At 61.7% G+C, this 17,823-nt stretch carries 13 protein-coding genes; 11 read left to right on the top strand and 2 right to left on the bottom strand.

The annotated features are described in order from the left end of the window. Window positions 1-259: 259 nt before the first annotated feature. Window positions 260-1,819 carry an AAA family ATPase gene (locus tag Q8O35_RS08505; RefSeq protein ID WP_305572223.1) on the bottom strand — a complete coding sequence of 520 codons (1,560 nt, stop codon included), beginning with the start codon at window positions 1,817-1,819 and terminating at the stop codon, window positions 260-262. A gap of 167 nt (window positions 1,820-1,986) precedes the next feature. Here Q8O35_RS08505 and topA point away from each other — a divergent pair, with 167 nt between their 5' ends. The 3 genes from topA (at window position 1,987) to Q8O35_RS08520 (ending at window position 6,211) form a co-directional block, all read left to right on the top strand. Next, window positions 1,987-4,428 (top strand): type I DNA topoisomerase, encoded by a 2,442-nt coding sequence (topA, locus tag Q8O35_RS08510; RefSeq protein WP_305572224.1) that lies wholly within the window; start codon window positions 1,987-1,989, stop codon window positions 4,426-4,428. An 87-nt stretch (window positions 4,429-4,515) separates the two neighbouring features. Then, window positions 4,516-5,214, top strand: a complete 699-nt coding sequence (locus Q8O35_RS08515) for a DUF3313 domain-containing protein (RefSeq protein WP_305572225.1) — start codon at window positions 4,516-4,518, stop codon at window positions 5,212-5,214. A gap of 301 nt (window positions 5,215-5,515) precedes the next feature. After that, the gene (locus tag Q8O35_RS08520; protein WP_305572226.1) at window positions 5,516-6,211 is read left to right on the top strand and encodes a DUF3313 domain-containing protein; all 696 of its coding nucleotides are present in this window, start codon (window positions 5,516-5,518) and stop codon (window positions 6,209-6,211) included. Window positions 6,212-6,304: 93 nt separating this feature from the next. Here the strand turns inward: Q8O35_RS08520 and Q8O35_RS08525 are convergent, their stop codons facing one another. After that, entirely contained in the window at window positions 6,305-7,291 is a 987-nt protein-coding gene (locus Q8O35_RS08525; RefSeq protein ID WP_305572227.1) for a chemotaxis protein, read from the bottom strand. 363 nt (window positions 7,292-7,654) lie between these two features. Between Q8O35_RS08525 and Q8O35_RS08530 the strand changes: the two genes are divergently transcribed. The 8 genes from Q8O35_RS08530 to Q8O35_RS08565 all read left to right on the top strand — a co-directional run bounded on the left by Q8O35_RS08530 (window position 7,655) and on the right by Q8O35_RS08565 (window position 17,811). After that, window positions 7,655-9,844, top strand: a complete 2,190-nt coding sequence (locus tag Q8O35_RS08530) for a hypothetical protein (protein ID WP_305572228.1) — start codon at window positions 7,655-7,657, stop codon at window positions 9,842-9,844. Continuing rightward, window positions 9,844-10,398, top strand: a complete 555-nt coding sequence (locus Q8O35_RS08535) for a hypothetical protein (protein WP_305572229.1) — start codon at window positions 9,844-9,846, stop codon at window positions 10,396-10,398. Before Q8O35_RS08530 ends, Q8O35_RS08535 begins: the two co-directional genes overlap by 1 nt. Window positions 10,399-10,469: 71 nt before the next feature. After that, window positions 10,470-10,994 (top strand): hypothetical protein, encoded by a 525-nt coding sequence (locus Q8O35_RS08540; RefSeq protein ID WP_305572231.1) that lies wholly within the window; start codon window positions 10,470-10,472, stop codon window positions 10,992-10,994. Next, window positions 10,991-12,922: a type IV pilus secretin PilQ gene (pilQ, locus tag Q8O35_RS08545; RefSeq protein ID WP_305572233.1), complete on the top strand. Its 1,932-nt coding sequence runs from the start codon at window positions 10,991-10,993 to the stop codon at window positions 12,920-12,922. Before Q8O35_RS08540 ends, pilQ begins: the two co-directional genes overlap by 4 nt. Beyond that, complete coding sequence (locus Q8O35_RS08550; protein WP_305572235.1) at window positions 12,919-14,193, top strand: ExeA family protein; 1,275 nt, start codon at window positions 12,919-12,921, stop codon at window positions 14,191-14,193. Before pilQ ends, Q8O35_RS08550 begins: the two co-directional genes overlap by 4 nt. A gap of 28 nt (window positions 14,194-14,221) precedes the next feature. Continuing rightward, window positions 14,222-15,937: a GspE/PulE family protein gene (locus tag Q8O35_RS08555; protein WP_305572237.1), complete on the top strand. Its 1,716-nt coding sequence runs from the start codon at window positions 14,222-14,224 to the stop codon at window positions 15,935-15,937. Window positions 15,938-15,947: 10 nt separating this feature from the next. Beyond that, a complete protein-coding gene (locus Q8O35_RS08560; protein WP_305572239.1) occupies window positions 15,948-17,186 on the top strand; it encodes a type II secretion system F family protein in 1,239 nt (412 codons plus the stop codon). Window positions 17,187-17,355: 169 nt separating this feature from the next. Beyond that, the gene (locus Q8O35_RS08565) at window positions 17,356-17,811 is read left to right on the top strand and encodes a type II secretion system protein (RefSeq protein WP_305572241.1); all 456 of its coding nucleotides are present in this window, start codon (window positions 17,356-17,358) and stop codon (window positions 17,809-17,811) included. Window positions 17,812-17,823 lie beyond the last annotated feature (12 nt).

Raw genomic sequence — 17,823 nt, forward strand, 5'->3', positions numbered from 1 at the left:
AGAGAACAACATCGACATCCTTTACGGCGAGAAGAGCAAGGCCCTTTACGCCCTGCTGACCAAAGACGCCGCCACCACCTGGCTAGGCGATCCCCCGCCGTTCATCCAGCAGGCGCAGAAGCAGTTGCGCGGCATCGAGCCACCCCAGTAAGCGCCGCTCGACGATGGAAAATGAAAGCCCCCGGCTCAGAGATGAGGCGGGGGGGGGTGTATGAAGAACATGGCCATCAACTTACGCTCAGCAATGCGCCCCCAAAAATCAACGATCTATCAGACCAGACACCAAGGCAACTAGTGGCTCAAACTCTTCTCGGGTGTGCTGAGATGCACAGAGAGCAAGCAACTGGATACACTGACCTTTCGGCAGACCAAGTGCCTTCGCAACATATAGAATCTCTTTGTGGCGCGGCTGCGACAAACCACTTATCAAAGCTTGGAGCAGATCATCAGTTGCATAGGAGACCATCCCGGAAAGAACTTCAACGTTTGCCTGGCAATTTTTTACGAGCCACGACTCAGGCCACTCTGTTCCGGGCAAATACGTCATCCTTCCCTTGATCCAGGATTCGAAATCCTCGCCAGGATTCTCCGCCATCCCTTTTGCATGTCCGATATTATCTTTTTCCTTCGACCGCTGATCACCATCAAAAACCGCTAAAATAGGTCGATCCTCACCTCGAACGTATGCTGACGCCAATTGTCGGGCAAGGGCCGAGGCTGAGCCAATGGGCTTAATATTTGACCGGGAACGAATAGATGCGGGCAATGCGGCAAGCAACAATGCTTCAGCCACGTCGTCCTCCACGAGAATATCTATTTCTCTGGCATTAAGCCCACTCATTTTAGAGAATGCAAAGCTTGAAGATATCCCATGTGTCACCTTCGTTTTCCCACAAACAGCTTCGATATAAAAGCGTGCATCCAGAGGCAAACAGTCAAGAATGTCTTTAGAGTGCGTTGTACATATTACTTGAACAGAATTCATAAGACACGCGTCTTTCAGCTTTTCAACAAATTTTCGCTGAGCTTCAACATGCAATCCGAGTTCGATTTCATCAACGACAATCAGCCCGCCATAACCACAAGAGTATATGGCAGCAAAAATCTCAAATAGTGCGTTTTCTCCGGCCCCCATATTGAAACCAGAGTAAACAAGGTCACCACAACGGACAACTGGCAAACTATACTTTGAATACTCCAGATATTTCAATTCGTCATAGTTCTTGTTCAGTATACACCCAACTATCTCCTTGACGCTGACCTCCCAGCCTTTTATCGATGCATCTCGAAAAGATCTCACATACGATCTTGACTGACTGCGTTCGCTATGTGGGACAATTCGTTCAATTCCAAGGAATGCAACACTACGCTTTACCCTCTGATCATAGTCGTTCCACTTACCTCCAAAATTCTTTTTTCGTACCTGCGACCCAATTCCAACTCCATCAGGTCTCTCTTCTGTTTTCTTCCACCCATCGTGCGCAATGCGATAAACTATTCCAACACCTTGCGGCTGCAACTCCTCACGGCGCTGAATAAAGAAATCGGAAAACGTGTAGTACGGCAATGTTCGCTTGCGCAGCTTATAGCCACCCTTTCGATTGTGGTATGCGCAACACGCCAGCGCTAGAACTGTTGACTTCCCCGCACCATTCCGCCCCGAAAACGCGGCGATCGGATACTCAAAACCAACATCAAGACAGTTGAGCCCTCTCAAGCCGCCAACCGCTAGCTTGATACCGCGCAGCAATGCCTTTGTATTATCGTTGACAAACCAACCCCTCAACTTCTTGTCAATCTTTGAGTCCGTATACTTCACTCCCCCCCCCAATCTTATATTCGCCTGGATGTAGACTCCACACCGCAACCCCTAACTAAACGACACCAAAGAAACAACTCGGCCTATACAGCACCATGCCATTCGCATCAATCCCCCACCCCAGCCCCTTGCCAACCCGCGCCCAGGTGGCTATAGCCTGCCGCATTATGACAAAAGATCTCATCATCGTTGAGTCACCCGCAAAGGTGAAGACTATCGGCAAATTCCTCGGCAAAGACTACGCGGTCGAGGCCTCCGTAGGCCACGTGCGCGATCTGCCCAAGGGCGACATGGGTCTGGACGAGGAGCACGGCTACGCGCCGCGCTACGAGATCATCAAAGGCAAGGAAGACATCGTGGGCCGCCTGCGCAAGGCAGCCAAGGCCGCGAACCATGTCTACCTGGCACCCGACCCCGACCGCGAGGGGGAGGCCATCGGCTGGCACGTAGCCGAGCTCATCAAAGGGCAGAACAAGAACGTCAGCCGCATCCAGTTCAACGAGATCACCGCCCGCGCGGTGAAAGAGGCGCTGGAGAACCCCCGGCCCATCAACACCGACCTGGTGGGCGCGCAGCAGGCGCGCAGAATCCTCGACCGGCTCGTGGGCTACAAGATTTCCCCCATCCTTTGGAAGCACGTGAAGCGCGGCATCAGCGCCGGGCGCGTGCAGTCGGTGGCCCTGCGGCTGATTGTGGACCGCGAGCGCGAGCGCCGCGCCTTCGAGCCCGTGGAGCACTGGGCGCTGAAGGTGAAGCTGGCTGGCGAGAATCCGCCGCCCTTCCGCGCCGACCTCTGGAAGGTGGGCAGCAAAACCGTTGCGCCGGGCCTGAAGGACATCGGCAGCAAGGACGCCGCAGACGCGCTTGTTTCGAGCGTGCGCGCCGGGCAGTTCTCTGTGGAGGCCGTGGACGAGAAGGAGCGCAGCAAAAGCGCCCCGCCGCCCTTCACCACATCCAGCTTGCAGCAGGTGGCCAACCGCGCGCTGGGCTATCCGGCCAAGAAGACCATGGGCGCGGCCCAGAAGCTCTACGAAGGCGTGGAGCTGGGCGACAAGGGAACCGTTGCGCTCATCACCTACATGCGTACCGACTCGGTGCGCGTGGCCGACGAGGCCAAAAAGGCCGCGCAGGAGTTCATCCTTTCCGCCTACGGCAAAGACTACGCCCCGGCCAAGGTCAAGACCTACAAGACCAAGGACGGCGCGCAGGACGCCCACGAAGCCTGCCGCCCGGTCGATGTGGCCCTGACGCCGGAGAGCGTGAAGCAGTTTTTGCCCGCCGACCAGTTCAAGCTGTACCAGCTCATCTGGCGGCGCTTCGTGGCCTCGCAGATGACCCCGGCGCGCTTCCACGACACGACGGTGACGGCCAAGAACGGCGCGACCCTGTGGCGGGCCAAGGGCGAGCGTCTGCTCTTCCCCGGCTTTTTGAAGGTGCAGGGCCTGGAAGCCCCGGACCCGGACGCCGAGGCCGAGAACGGCAGCGAACAGCTGCCCAAGCTGACCATCGGCGAGGCGCTCAGGCTTGAGGATCTCAGCAGCGAGCAGAAGTTCACCCAGCCGCCCCCGCGCTACACCGAAGCCACGCTGGTCAAGGCGCTGGAAGAGGAAGGCATCGGCCGCCCCAGCACTTACGCCGCCATCATCAGCACCCTGCAGGACCGCGAGTACGTGACCATGGAGGAGAAGCGCTTCGCGCCCTCCGAACTGGGCAGCACCGTGAGCGATAAGCTCGTGTCCCACTTCGCCACCCTCATGGACATCGGCTTCACCGCGGGCATGGAGTCCAAGCTGGACGAGATCGCCGCTGGCGGGCGCACCTGGGAAGCGGTCATCGAGGAGTTCATGGTCGAGTTCATTCCGGCGCTGGAAAAGGCCGGAACCGAGATGCAGCGCGCCACCATCGACTCCGGCGTGCCCTGCCCGGAGTGCGGCAAGCCCATGCACGTGAAGTTCGGCAAGAACGGCGAGTTCCTGGGCTGCTCCGGCTACCCGGACTGCAAGGCCATCCGCGAGTTCACCCGCGACGACCAGGGCAACATTCTGCCTGTGGACAAGGCGCGCGACGAGATCACCGACATCCCCTGCCCCCTGTGCGGCAAGCCCTTTGCCGTGAAGATCCCGCGCAAAGGCCGCTCCCATGATCCGTTCCTGGGCTGCACCGGCTACCCCAAGTGCAAGAACATCAAAAACTTCAAGCGCGACGAGTTCGGCGCCATCGTGATTCTGGAAGCGCCGGAGGAGATCCCGGCAGGCACCTGCCCGGACTGCGGCAAGCCCATGGTCATCAAGACCGCGCGGCGCGGCACCAAGTTCATCGCCTGCACAGGCTACCCGGCCTGCAAGCACACCGAGCCGCTGCCCACGGGCATAGCCTGCCCGCAGCCCGGCTGCACGGGCGAGATGGTCGAGAAGAGCTCGCGCCGCGGCAAGGTGTTCTACTCCTGCTCGCGCTACCCGGACTGCACCTTCAGCCTGTGGGACCGCCCGGTGCCCGGCCCCTGCCCGCAATGCGCCGCGCCGCTGCTGGTGGAAAAGAACACCAAGGCCAAGGGCCCGCACATCGCCTGTCCGAACAAGGACTGCGGCTACGTGAAGGAAGGCGAGTAGCGGCCAAACCAAGCCCCCCAAAGCGCTCCAGCCGGTGGCAATCCCGCCACCCGGCAGCAATGCAAACGATACGCCCAAGGAGCCCGCATGCGACATCTTGCACGCCTTGTCCTGCCCCTTCTAGTCCTCCTGCTGTGCGCTTGCGCTTCAAACACCGGGCCTTCGCCCGCTGACAACGCAGCCTCCAAGCATTTCCTGGGGGCGGAGTTCGGCAAGATGACGCCTGTTGCCGGTGCACAGAACCGCTTCAGCTGGCGCAGCCCGCAGTTCAACCCCAAGGACTACAGCGCGGTGCTCATCGACCCCACGGTGATCTGGCAGATCGACGCCATTGCCAAGGACACAGGCGTGTCCAAGGACGAGCTGCAAGCCGTGGCCAAGCACATCGACGCGGAATTCAAGAGCGCCATGCAGTCCATCGATTTCCCCATCAAGGACACTGCGGCGCCGCGCACCATGCGCATTTCCGCCGCCATCACCCAGGTCAAGGCCAGCAACCCCACCAGAAACACCCTCACCAGCGTGCTGCCCGTGGGCATCCTGATGACCCTGGGCAGGAAGGCCGCAGGCAGCGCGGACCCCAACGTCGGTTCCTGCTCCATCGAAATCCGCTTCTCCGACGCCGTCACCGGCCAGACCTTAGGCCTGTTCGCCGATCACAAGGATGGCGACAAGTACGACTCAGCCAACTTCCACGCCCTGGGCCAGGCCGAAAAGGCCGGGCTCACCTGGGCGGAGATGCTGCGCGACAGCGCCCTGCGCATCTGGGGCGCACGCGCCCAGTAGCGCCCGTCAACGAACGATGAAAAAGGCCGGAGTGACATTTTCCCTCCGGCCTTTTCTTTTGGCTAGCGCTCATCATAAGTTTCGACAGGACTTGGACATGATCTTGCCGCTACGCTAGAGGAAATCATCTTCCTCCGGCGCAAGCGGCGTGTCGATGACCGCCTCCCCGAGCAATACATACGGCGGGATGAAGCCAGATGGAGAGGAAGGAAGTGGCGGCAGAGCGCAACCTGCTGTATGGAGAAACCAACCATGAACAAGCCCATCTAGCGGCAACTCAACCGCCACGTCAGGAGGCTCAATGCAGAAGTATATCCGCCTCGCCCTGCCGGCTCTGTTTCTCATCCTCTGTGCCTGCGCTCCAGCCAAGCCCGGCGTCACCGGAGACCCAGCCAGGGACCACTTCCTCGGCAAGGAGTACGGCAAGATGACGCAGGTCCCAGGCCACCCAGAGCGCCTCGCCTGGCGCAAGCTCGGCGTCGACCCCAAGCGCTACACCGCCGTGCTGCTCGACAAAACCGTGGTCTGGCAGGCCACGGCCATAGCCAGAGAATCCGGCGTCTCACCAGAGGAGCTGTCCGCCCTGGCCGCATATTTCGACCAAGTGCTTGCAAAGACGATGGGAAGCATCGCGTTCCCCATCGCCACGGAAGCCGGGCCGCATGTCATGCGCATCTCGACCGCAATCACCTGGGTTCGTCCCAGCAACCCAACCATGAACACCATTTCCAGCGTCATGCCCGTGGGCATGCTCATGACCCTGGGGCGCAAGGCCAGCGGCGCGGCCGACCCCAACGTGGGAGCCTGCAGCATGGAGTTCCGCTTCTCCGACGCCGCCACGGGCGAGAGCATCGGACTCTTCGCAGACCATGTAGAGGGGGACAAATACGACACCGCCAACTTCGAGAAGTTCGGCCAAGCTGAGAAGGCCATGGACCAGTGGGTGGAGCGCATGCGCGAGGGCATCCTCAAGAACTGGGGAGCGCGCAAGGACTGAGGCCGGCAATCAGAAAGCGAAAGAGGCCGGGGGGAATGCGTTCCCTCCGGCCTCTTTATTGGCGTGATTCTTTACTGTTGCTTCTGCGCGCGGCTACAGGCTGATGCCTTGGCGCTCGGCGATGAGTTCGAAGGCCCGCCTGGTGAGGTCGGTGATGTTGGGCTTGGACACCTGATCATCGGCCCCCACGCTCTCGCCCTTGTGGCGCAACCGGTCGGTTATGAGCGAGGAGAACAGGATCACGGGCAGCGCCTTCAGAGTGGGATCTTCCTTCACGCGCCTGGTCAGGTTATGGCCGTCCATGATGGGCATCTCGATGTCCGACACCAGGATGTCCACATAGTCAGTAAGCGGCGCATTCTCCTGGGCGGCCTTGCTCTTGAGGGCAAGCAGCGCATCCCAGGCGTCCTGGCCGTTGACGGTCTGCGTGACCTCGAACCCGGCCTTTTCCAGCATGGTGCCGATCATGCGGCGGATGCTTGTGGAGTCATCAGCGATGAGGGCGCGGTAGTGCTCCTTTTTGACCGGCTTCTTGGCCTGCTGGATTTCCTCCATGGCAGCGTCCTCGATCTTCATGGCCAGGCCAGGGTTCAGGTCGGCCAGGATCTTCTCCATGTCCAGAATAAGCAGGATGCGGTCGTCGAAGCGCACAACGCCGGTGACGCTGTTGCCGGAGTATTCGTTAAGATGCTTGCCCGGAGCCTCCACCTGGGTCCAGCTCAAGCGGTGGATGCGTGTGACGCCGGAGACCATGAAGGCCGAGGTTATGCGGTTGAACTCGCTGACTATTACCTTGGTGTCCGCTTTGGCGGAGTCCATCTTCTTGCCAAGCCACAGGGCCAGGTCCACCAGGGGAATGATGCGTGAGCGGAGGTTAAAAGCCCCAAGCACAGAAGGGTGCGGAATTTCAGGCAGTTGCGTCACAACAGGCATGCGGATGATTTCAAGAACCTTGGCGACGTTGACGCCATAAAATCCCCGATAGGTCTGGCCGGTGGCCTCGTCCTTCTCGTCGATGAAGAACTCCACCAGCTCCAATTCGTTGGTGCCGGACTCAAGCAAAATATTCGTCTGGCTCATGCGCCCTCCGCAGTATAGAAGCTGACACTACTATTCGGTGTATTATCTATCTGACTTTATGTCTGCTGTAAACCGCAGGCGCATCTTCCGTCACACTTTCGCGTGCGCGAGTCTTGCCCGCGAAGGCCGGGCAGTAAAGCCGCAAAGCCCTGCATGCCAGCGCAGCCACGGCCATTTTGAGCTTGACATTTTTCTGCGGCCAATACTAATTCTCATTTGGAAATAATTAATAGTGTAGAAATTGTCACATTAATCTGCATAGGATTTCCAGATAACCCGCACGCGTTTGCTTTGCACCGCCGTTGCCAGACAAATGTTGCATTATTTCTTGCTGATATGCGCCAACCGGCAACAGGGGCGAAAGTGAATCTCAAGAAACGGCTGAACTCCACAGAGCACTTGCTGCGCACAATCCGCAGCGGAGAAGCCCTTTCGCCCCCCTCCCCCGAGGGCGGAACACCTCCCCCCCCGGGTTCTTTCTGGACCCGCGGCATCTCCCTGCGCAACCTCTTCTCCGGCCCAGCCCACAGCGGCAAATCTGCGCAGCCCGGTCCCCAGCAGACGCAGCCCATGGAAGAACCCAGCACCGGCACTCCGGCCCAGGCCGACGCGCCGCAGGCTCTCCCAAAGACGCAAGGCAGCCTCTGGACACGTAAGATTTCCCTTGGTGATCTTCTGAGCCGCAGTGGAGCAAAGGCCGCAGGCTGCCCCACCGGTTCCGGCCAAGGCCCCAAGTCCTTCTGGTGCACGAAGCTGCATTTCGGGACCAGCAGCAAGCCCTTCAGCATCGGCGTCAGCGTATCCGGCCCCAACCTTTGCCTGGCCGTGATCAAACGCGCGCATGGCACAGTCATTGCGGCCAGACGCTTCCCAATGAAGCCAGACCAAGCCCCGGGAGAGACGGGCTTCCCGGCCCTGCTGCGCACGAGCCTCGCCACCCTTGGCTACGGCCCCGCCAACGCGGACGCCTGGGCCGTGCTGCGCTCCTCCGACCTGGACCTCAACGTGCTGACCGTTCCCAAGCTCTCCGGCGGAAAGCTTGATGCCGCAGTGTACTGGACCCTGCAAAAGGAAAAAAAGTTCGCCGAGGCCGAATACGCACTGGACTACTTGGTGCTGGGCCATACCGCCGACCCCAAGGCCCCCCGGCTGGACGTCCTCACCTGCCTGGCCCGTCGCTCCGACGTGGAGCGGCTGCGAGACGCCTTCCAAGAGGCGGGGCTCCCCTTAAACGGGGTCACGGCCATCCCCAACTCGCTCATGTCCCTGTACCGCCAGCCTGGCGCTCCCGCAGGATACGCCCTAGCCGCCAATATCCACGTGGAGCCAGACTTCTCGGCCATCGGCCTGTACACCAAGGACCGACTGCTCTTCAGCCGGTTCATCCGCTCCGGCGCGGGCAGCATGGCCGAAACCCTGACAGAGTATTTCCATGCCCTGTCCAAGCCCAAGCCCGCCGCGCTGGACGACCTGGAACTGCCGCTGCCAGGCGCTGCCGAGGCAGACCACGAGCCGGTCTTGGAGCCGCTCTCGCCGCTGAGTATCGACCAGGCCCACGCGCTGCTGCGCCATGTGCTTTTTGGCGGCCCGCGCCCGGACTTCGCCTCGCCGAGGCATCTGCTCCCGCCCGAACAAATGATCGAGGCCATCGCCCCGGCTATCGAGCGCCTGGCCCGGCAGGTGGAGCGCACCCTTGAATATTACGCCAGCAGCCAGCAGGTGCGCTGCGATGCCCTGCACCTCAGCGGCGAGATCTTTGCAGCACCGGCCATCGCCCAGGCCCTGGCCACCCAGTTGGGCTTCACGCCCGTGATCTTCGACCCTGCCGCAATTCTTCATGCCGATGCGCAAAGCGCGCCCCTTGAGGACCGCATGGCCATGGGGCCCGCCCTGGCCGCCGCCCTGGCCATGCCGGACAAGGGCATCAACCTCATGGAGAACTACAAGGTGCGCACGGCCCTGGCCGCCAAACGCGCGGTCACCCGCGGCATCATCCTCGGGCTCGCCGGCGTCATGGTTCTCATCGCCGCCGCAGGCGTGGTGCTGGAACGGGCCAACACCGCCAAACGCATATCGTTGGAAGCCCTCAAAACCCAGACGGACTCCCTTGGCCCGTTGGCCGACGAAGGCGCCCTCAAGCTCACGGCACAGCAGTACATCCAGCGCCAGGAGGCCCTGCGCGTCGCCGCTTCCCGGCTTTTGGCCCCTGCGGCCCTGGCCGATATTTCTCGCCGCGCGCCGGAGAACATCAAGATTCTTACGCTCACCACAGACTACCCCGCCCCGGAGGCGGCCAAACCCGGAGCGCCGACTCCACCAGTCCAGGCCCAGACTCAGGGGGCCAAGCCAGCAGTGGGCTCCCAGGGCTCCATCACTGTTGAAGGCGTGGTCACTGGCGAACGGTCCGGCTTCGACGCCGCCCTTTCCCGCTTCGTCATCAACCTTCAAGGCTCCCCCATGTTTCAAATGCCCGTTGTCAACGAATCGAGCCTGAAAGAGCTGGGCACCGGCGGGCAGGTATTGTACTTCGTCATGCATGTGGGGGTGAAGTGATGCCCCTTTCGCTCAACATGCAGATTCAGCTGACCCCGGAGCTGCGCCAGCTTGGCCTTCGCGTGGGCATTGGCGCGCTCTTGCTGGCCGCCGCAGTCTACCTGATGACCGTGATGCCGCTGCTTGAAGGCCGCAAACTCGACAAGGAAATCTTGAACGAGAAGGCCAAGATCGAGCGCAAGCAAAAACTCATGCCCGCGCTGGCCAGCCTGAAGCAGAACGCCAACAACCCAGCCCTGGAAGAACTGCTGCCGCCCAAGGCGGAGCCGGTGCCGCGCGCCCAGGCGTACCTCATCACCGAGCAGCTGGGGCACATGGCCATGGCGGTGGGCTTAGAGCCCCTGGACGTGACCCTGAACGTGGCCAGCATGGCCCAGGAGCCGGACTCCATCCAGGCCCAGGGAGTCTTTTCCGGCCAGCTCGACGGGGTGCGCGCCTTTCTGCTGGCGCTGAACCGCATGCCCAGCCTCTCGCGTCTGGAGAAGGTGGAGATTCGCGCGGTGGACGGACGTCTGGAGATGATGGTGCAGCTGCGTGTGGTCCTCGGCGGCTAGACGGGCTCAGGCAAAAATTTCGGTCAGACTCGGCCACGAACATTTCAGCAAAGAGCGCGGTTGCACACGGCATGGAGAAACGGGAAAAAATAATGCTTGGCGTTCTGGCCGCCACGGTTGTGGTGGCGGGAGCCATGCATTTCTCCACCCCCTCGACGCTCCAGGCGCCGGGTGGCCCCGCTGCGGCACAACTGAACATGGACGAGTTGACCAAAAGCGTGGAGCAGGCCAAACTGCCCAGCGAAAAGGCCTACCGCATCGAACTGCTGACGGACAACGCCACCGGCGACCCCTTTTATGCCGGCCAGGGCGGCCTTTCGCAAGAAGATGACCGCGGACTGAGCGGCGGAGCGGCGGAGATCGTCTACTCCGGCTATCTTAAGATCGGCCAGAAGATCCTCGCGGTGATCAACGGAGTGGAATACGCCCTGGGCGACGAACTGGCGGAGGGCGGTTACCTGGTTCAGGCCATCGACAAGAACAGCGTGCTGCTGGAGCGAACGGATGGCTCCACCGGGCGCAAGTTCACAAAACGCGTTCCCCTTGTGGAGGACGACACGGACAAGATCCGTATACGGGTGGTCAAAAAACGATGAACCGAAAGCCAACCACAACTTTAGGACTCCTGGTCGCGCTTTTGGCCGTCCTCGCCCTTGGCTGCGCCGCGCAGAAGCAGCCGGAGCCGGGCACAGTGGAGGACATGGCAGAGACCTGGAAGGCCATGGAGAAACAGTCCCAGGGGCATTCCCCCCGGGGCCACTTCGCCCTCACCGAACCGCCCCAGGTCATCGACAAGCCTGAAGTCGAGGCTCCGCGCCTTGGCCCGGCCAGCAGCCTGCCCACCTGGCGCATCAGCCTGCGCATGCACAACGCCGACATCATGGCCGTGCTGCAGGCTCTTTCGCGCGCGGCGGGCAAGAGCATCGTCCTGTCCCCCGGCGTTTCCGGCACAGTGAACCTGAACATCGTGGAACGCCCCTGGGACGAGGTCTTCGCAGGGATCCTCTCCTCCAACAACCTGACCTACAATTTCGACGGGGACACCATCCGCGTCATGTCGCTGACGGATCTCAAGGCCAACATGGAGCTTGAATCGGCCATGAAGAGCGCCAGCATCCTGCGCAAGATGCGCTTCAAGGAGGAGCCGCTCACCACCAGCGTGGCCAAGGTGCGCTTCGCCGACGCCAAGCTCATCAAGCCCACCCTGGAAAAAACCCTGACCAAGGACAAGGACGGCAAGACCCTGGGCAGCGTCGAGGTGGACGATCTCACCAACTCGCTCATCATTCAAAGCGTGGACACGGACATCCAGAAAGTTACCCGCCTGCTCAGCAGGCTGGACTCGCCCCGCTCCCAGATCAAGCTCAAGGCGCACATAGTGGAGACCACCAAGCAGGTGGCGCGGGATCTCGGCATCCTCTGGGGCGGCAACTACGCCGCCTCGGTGCGCAGCGGCAACAAGCTGGGCATGGCCGGCGGCAGCGCCCTTGAAAGCAGCACCACCACCGGCACCGCAACCTCCACCACCAGCAAGGCCGTGCTGAACACCGGAACCCAGGGTCCCCTGGGCGTCAACCTGCCCGCCACGGGCGTGGTCAAGACCGGCACAGGCATGGCCCTGGACATGACATTCGGCAAAATCGGCGGCAACATCCTGGAGGCCCAGCTACAGGCTCTGGCCACCGAGAACAAGCTGAACATCATCTCCAGCCCGTCCATCTCCACCATGGACAACCAGAAGGCCTACACCGAGGCCGGCGAGCGCGTGCCCTACCAGAGCATCACCGGGACGGGCACCAACATCACCACCTCGGTGAACTTTCAGGACGCCCTCTTGCGGCTTGAAATCACTCCGCACATCATCGACGACGAGTTCATCAAGCTCACCATCCTGGTCCAGAAGGACGAGGTGGACACCTCGCGCGAGGTTTCCGGCAACCCGTACATCGTTAAAAAGAAGACCGAGACCACGCTCATCGCCAGAAACGGCGAAACCGTGGTCATCTCCGGCCTGTCCAAGCTGCGCAAGCAGTTGAGGGAAGCGGGCATTCCCGGAGTCATGGACGTGCCGGGCGTTGGCTGGCTGGCCAAAAGCCAGGGCAAGGACGACCTGAAGGACGAGTTCATGATCTTCATCACGCCCACCGTGCTGGCCGATTGGAAGGCCGGGGAGCGCCAGAAGAGCTACGAAGAGTTGGAAAATGAGTTGAAGGACGCGCGCAAGGCGGCGAGCGAGCTGGAAAAGGAGCTGGACAGCCCGGCGCGAGGCAAGTCAGGCGGCAAGTCCCGGGCCCCTGAGGCCACGCCCAAGGTGATCATCCACGACAGCTCCAGCGTTCGAGAATTGCTGATTCCCGGCAAAACGCCCATGTTCCTGACACTGTCCGTTCTCCCCGCGCCCGGCGCGCCGCAGTCCGCCAGCAAAAGTGCAAACAACTTCCCCCTAGAAGCGCCCGGCGAGACGGGTCAAGCCCCCCTCGTCAAGGCCAAGGCGGCCAGGCCCGCCATCGGAGGACGCACATGAGCCACTACGCAGGCCCAGGCTTCCAGCGCGAGCCCTTCTCCAACTCGCCGGATCCCAGCTTTTTGCTGGAAACCCGGCAGCACGCCACCTGCATGCAGGACCTGGAAATCTCCTTGCGCCTGCGCCGGGGAATGAACCTCGTCACTGGCGAAATCGGCACGGGCAAGACCACGCTGTGCCGCGGGCTGCTGCGCTCCTTCGCCCAGGACAAGGCCACGGACGTGCACCTGCTGCTGGACCCGCATTTCGCCACCAGCGAAGAGTTTCTGCGCGTCATCCTGGCCAGCGTCTCCGGCCAGAGCGCCGACCTGGGCATGGGCATCTGGGCCCTCAAGGAGGCGCTCAAGCAGCAGTTGTTCCGCCTGGGCCTGGTGGAAAAGCGCCTGGTGATCCTGGTCATCGACGAGGGGCAGAAGATCTCCCCGGAGAACCTGGAGATCCTGCGCGAAATGCTGAACTACGAGACAAACTCCTCGAAGCTCCTGCAGATCGTCATCTTCGGCCAGCGAGAGCTGGAGCCCATGATCGACGCCATGCCCAACCTGGCGGACCGCATCAACGTGCGCCGCAGGCTCACGCCCCTTTCCCTGGCCGAGACGCGACGCATGATCCTCCACAGGCTGACCGTTGCGGCAGGAGGCCCCGAGCCCCAGGTGCGCTTCAGCCAGTTGGCCATGCTGGCCATCCACATGGCCTCCGGCGGCTCGCCCCGCAAGACCGTGCGCCTGTGCCACATGGCCCTGCTTGAAATGCTTGTGCGCGGCAAGAACCGCGTGGGCCTTTCCGAAGTTCGCGCCGTGCCCAAGGGCGGCGGCGAACACAAGCACAATGCGCGCCGCACCGTCGGCTTGGCCGCCCTTGCCACCCTGTGCCTGGGCTTTGGCGCCCTGTGGTTCTCCCTTGGCGCCGCTGGCCCTGTGCTTGGCACCGCAGCGCCTCAGAGCCAGCTGGCCGCCCCAGCCGCCGCAAGCGCGATGCAGGCCCCCGCAACCAGCCTTTCCACCGACGGCCTGAGCTTGTCGCCCGCAGTGGAGCCCGCTCAAGAAACCATCGACCAGCCCAAAACCGGGCGCGTTTCCCTTTTGCCCCACCACGACCAGGGGCCCGCCATGCGCGACGCAGTTGAAACCCCGCGCCCGACCCAGATGCAGGTTGAAACCTCGCAGAAGCAAGAGAGCGCCCCCGCCCGGGCGGCCCTGGCCGACAAGCAGGACGGGGACAAGCCACGCCACTTGGCCCAGAAAGCCTCCTTCAGCCCGGAGCGCCAGTAGCCACCGGCTGCAGGCCAGGACGGAACACGTGAGACGGGAACGCAAACGACTGGGCGAACTGCTCATTGAGGCCGGAGCCCTCACCGAGGGACAGCTGGAGGCCGCGCTCGCGGGGCAGAAGAAGTCCGGGATGAAGCTCGGCCAATACCTCACGCAGTCGGGCATCCTTAAAGAGACCATCATCATCGACTCGGTGAGCCAGCAGCTGCGCATCGACCGTTACACGCCGGACAAGCACCCCTACGAAGACCGCATCGATTCCTTCCTGCCGGAGGAGCTGGCCCAGCGCCACCGCCTGGTGCCCCTGTCCAAGCGCGGGCATCTGCTGCTCATCGCCATGACCGATCCCATGGACATCAACGCCCTGGATGCGGTCGAGATCACCACCAATTACGAGGTGGAGCCGGTCATCTGCTCCGAGAACGACTTCGAGCTGCTTTTCAGCGCCATCTATGGCCGCGGCGAGCAGGGGAAGGATCTTTTCGGCGGCATGACCGAGGACGATTCGGACATCACCACCCAGCCGGGCGGCGAGGATCGCGAAGACATCGCCATCGACGCCCTGCAGGACCAGGCCTCACAGGCCCCGGTCATACGCATGGTGAACTCCATCCTCAGCCAGGCCGTGCGAGAGCACGCCAGCGACGTGCACATCAGCCCGGAAAAGGACAGCATCCAGCTGCGCTTCCGCGTGGACGGCAAGCTGCGCATGATTCCGGCCCCGCCCAAAGCCAGCTTTCTGCCCCTGGTTTCGCGCCTCAAGATCATGGGCAACATGGACATCGCCGTGTCCAAGATCCCCCAGGACGGACGCTTCACTTTCGTCACCCAGCGCAGGGAATTCAACGTGCGCGCGTCCTCACTGCCAACTGTGCACGGCGAGAACCTGGTGCTGCGTCTGCTTGAGCGCAACGCCCACGGCCTGAACCTGGGCGAGCTCGGCCTTTCCGCCCTGGACCGCTCCAAGATCGAAGCCGCAGCGGTGAAGCCTTACGGGCTCATCGTGGCCGCAGGCCCCACGGGCAGCGGCAAAAGCACCACGCTCTACGCCCTCTTGAAGCACATCAACACGCCGGACATCAACGTCGTCACCCTGGAAGACCCGGTGGAATACCGCATGCCCACGGTGCGGCAGGTGCAGCTGAACCGCAAGGCGGGCATGACCTTCGCCTCTGGCCTGCGCAGCATTCTGCGCCAAGATCCGGACGTGATCCTGGTGGGCGAGGTGCGCGACAGCGAAACCGCGGAGATCGCCGTGCAGGCGGGCCTCACCGGCCACCGCGTGCTCACCACCCTGCACACCAACGACGCAGCCACGGCGATAACCCGCCTCATCGAGATGGGCATTCAGCCCTTCCTGGTGTCCACTGTGCTTTTAGCCTCGGTGAGCCAGCGCCTCTTGCGCAAGAACTGCCCGCACTGCATCGAGACCTACACGCCGCGCAAAGACCTGCTCATGGCCTTCGGCATCCGCGAGGAAATGCTGTCCAAGTTCACCTTCCAGCGCGGCACAGGCTGCCGCACCTGCCACCAGACCGGCTACTCCGGCCGCATGGCCATCTACGAGGTGCTGCTGGTGGACGAGATGGTGCAGGACATGATCATGCGCGGAGCCACGGCCAAGGACATCGCCAAGGCCTGCGTGCAGGCGCGCACCATGCGCACCCTGAAGTCCGACGCCCTGACCAAGGTGGCGCGAGGTCTGACCACCCTGGAAGAAGCCGCTGGCGCGGTGATGATCTAGGAGCGCGGACATGCCCTTCTTCAAATACACGGCCATGACGGGCACCGGCGGCAACACCAAAGGCGTGGTGGAGGCCATGAGCGCGGACGCGGCCCAGGACATCCTGGCCCAGCGCGGCCTCATCCCAACTGGCGTCAGCGAAACCAGCGGGCCGGACGGAACCTCTGGCGGCAATTTTTTGACAGAGCTTTCCAACCGCATGCAGTCGATCAAGCCCCAGGACCTGATCCTGTTCACCAAGCAGATGCGCACCATGCTGAACGCGGGCATCCCGGTGCTGCAATCCCTCGACGTGCTGCAGAACCAGACCGAGAACCCGCGCCTCAAGGGCGCAATCGTCAGCATCGGCGCAGACATCAAGAGCGGCGGCACCCTTTCGCGGGCCTTTGCCAAGCATCCGGGCATCTTCCCGGAGCTGTACTGCAACATGATCCGTGCGGGCGAGATAAGCGGCACACTCACCGACGTGCTTGAGCGCCTCATCTACATCGTGGACCACGAGTTCAAGGTCAAAAAGGACATCAAAAGCGCGCTCACCTACCCCATCGTGGTCGTTGTGGCCCTGGTGGCGGCATTCTTCATCCTCATCCTGTTCGTGCTGCCGCAGTTCGTTGACCTGTTCAGCAAGGCCGGCATCGCCCTGCCCCTGCCCACTCGCATATGCCTTGGGTTGTACGACCTGCTGACGAGATTCTGGTACATCGCCCTGGCCATCATCGGCGGCACTGTGTTCGGCCTTTCGGCCTACTTCCGCACAGAGCAGGGCAAGATCGCCCGCGACGGCTTTCTGCTGAAGCTGCCCATCCTGGGCCCGGTGTTCCAAAAGGCCGCCATGGCGCGTTTCGCCAGCATCTTCGCCATTCTCCAGGCCAGCGGCATCACCGTGCTGGAGGCCATGGATATTTTAACGGGCACCATCGGCAACGCCTTCATCGCCCGCGACTTCCGCAACCTGCGGGAAAAGCTGGAGCAGGGCCGCGGCCTTTCCGGGCCGCTGCGCACCACCAAGTCCTTCACGCCCATGATGGTCTCCATGATTACAATCGGTGAAGAGACCGGAAACATGGAGGAAATGCTCAAGGAGGCGGCCAGGCACTACGACTACGAGGTGGAGTACGCGGTTTCCAAGATGAGCGACCTGCTGGGCCCGGTGCTGGTGGCTGGCCTCACGGGCGTTGTCGGCTTCTTCGCCATGGCCATATTCCTGCCATTGGTGGAGCTGATGCAAAATTCCATGAAAGGCATGTAAAATAATACTTTTTCTTTTTCGGTTGGTTAATAAATCCCGACGGGAATGATTCTGGACGTATTGGAACAGGTCTTGCTATCATTATTTCGAAAGCTCCTGGGTGCTCCCGGGAGGGGAAACAGGAACTATTTTCCCGGCCATGTTCGGGATACACACCAAGGAGGAATCAATGGACTTGAAGAGAAGGACCAAACGTGAAGGCGGCTTCACCCTCATCGAACTCATTTCGGTCATCGTCATTCTCGGCATCTTGGCCGCAGTGGTGGTCCCGAAGTACAACGATATGACCACGCAGGCCCAGAAGGGAGCGACCATGGCCGCTGTCTCGGAAGGTATCTCCAGGTTCAACCTGGCATATGCGAATTACACCATGGAAACGGGTGCTCCTCCGAAGACTCTGGCTGTGTTGAACGCGAATTCCCCCGCCACGGGCGCACCTTATCTTCCTACGGGCACGATTCAGACCGGCGACTACGTCATGCAGATTGAGGCGAGCACCGTCGTCGTTGCTAACAGCGGCGGCAACGGCAGCGTCAAGATTACGGCTTGGATGAAGGACGACACAGCCGCAGCCGCTTCCCTCAAGGCACAGTCGAAAGTCATCCCTGTGAACTGGGGTAGTTAAGCAACAGCAGCC

It is taken from the genome of Humidesulfovibrio sp. (genome assembly GCF_030689645.1).
In the GTDB taxonomy this organism is placed as follows: Bacteria; Desulfobacterota; Desulfovibrionia; order Desulfovibrionales; family Desulfovibrionaceae; genus Humidesulfovibrio.

Coding starts and splice junctions, on each gene's coding strand:
- Q8O35_RS08560 (WP_305572239.1), top strand. CDS start 15,948: ATGCCCTTCTTCAAATACACGGCCATGACGGGCACCGGCGGCAACACC.
- pilQ (WP_305572233.1), top strand. CDS start 10,991: ATGAACCGAAAGCCAACCACAACTTTAGGACTCCTGGTCGCGCTTTTG.
- Q8O35_RS08540 (WP_305572231.1), top strand. CDS start 10,470: ATGGAGAAACGGGAAAAAATAATGCTTGGCGTTCTGGCCGCCACGGTT.
- Q8O35_RS08535 (WP_305572229.1), top strand. CDS start 9,844: ATGCCCCTTTCGCTCAACATGCAGATTCAGCTGACCCCGGAGCTGCGC.
- Q8O35_RS08525 (WP_305572227.1), bottom strand. CDS start 7,291: ATGAGCCAGACGAATATTTTGCTTGAGTCCGGCACCAACGAATTGGAG.
- Q8O35_RS08515 (WP_305572225.1), top strand. CDS start 4,516: ATGCGACATCTTGCACGCCTTGTCCTGCCCCTTCTAGTCCTCCTGCTG.
- Q8O35_RS08520 (WP_305572226.1), top strand. CDS start 5,516: ATGCAGAAGTATATCCGCCTCGCCCTGCCGGCTCTGTTTCTCATCCTC.
- Q8O35_RS08565 (WP_305572241.1), top strand. CDS start 17,356: ATGGACTTGAAGAGAAGGACCAAACGTGAAGGCGGCTTCACCCTCATC.
- Q8O35_RS08550 (WP_305572235.1), top strand. CDS start 12,919: ATGAGCCACTACGCAGGCCCAGGCTTCCAGCGCGAGCCCTTCTCCAAC.
- topA (WP_305572224.1), top strand. CDS start 1,987: ATGACAAAAGATCTCATCATCGTTGAGTCACCCGCAAAGGTGAAGACT.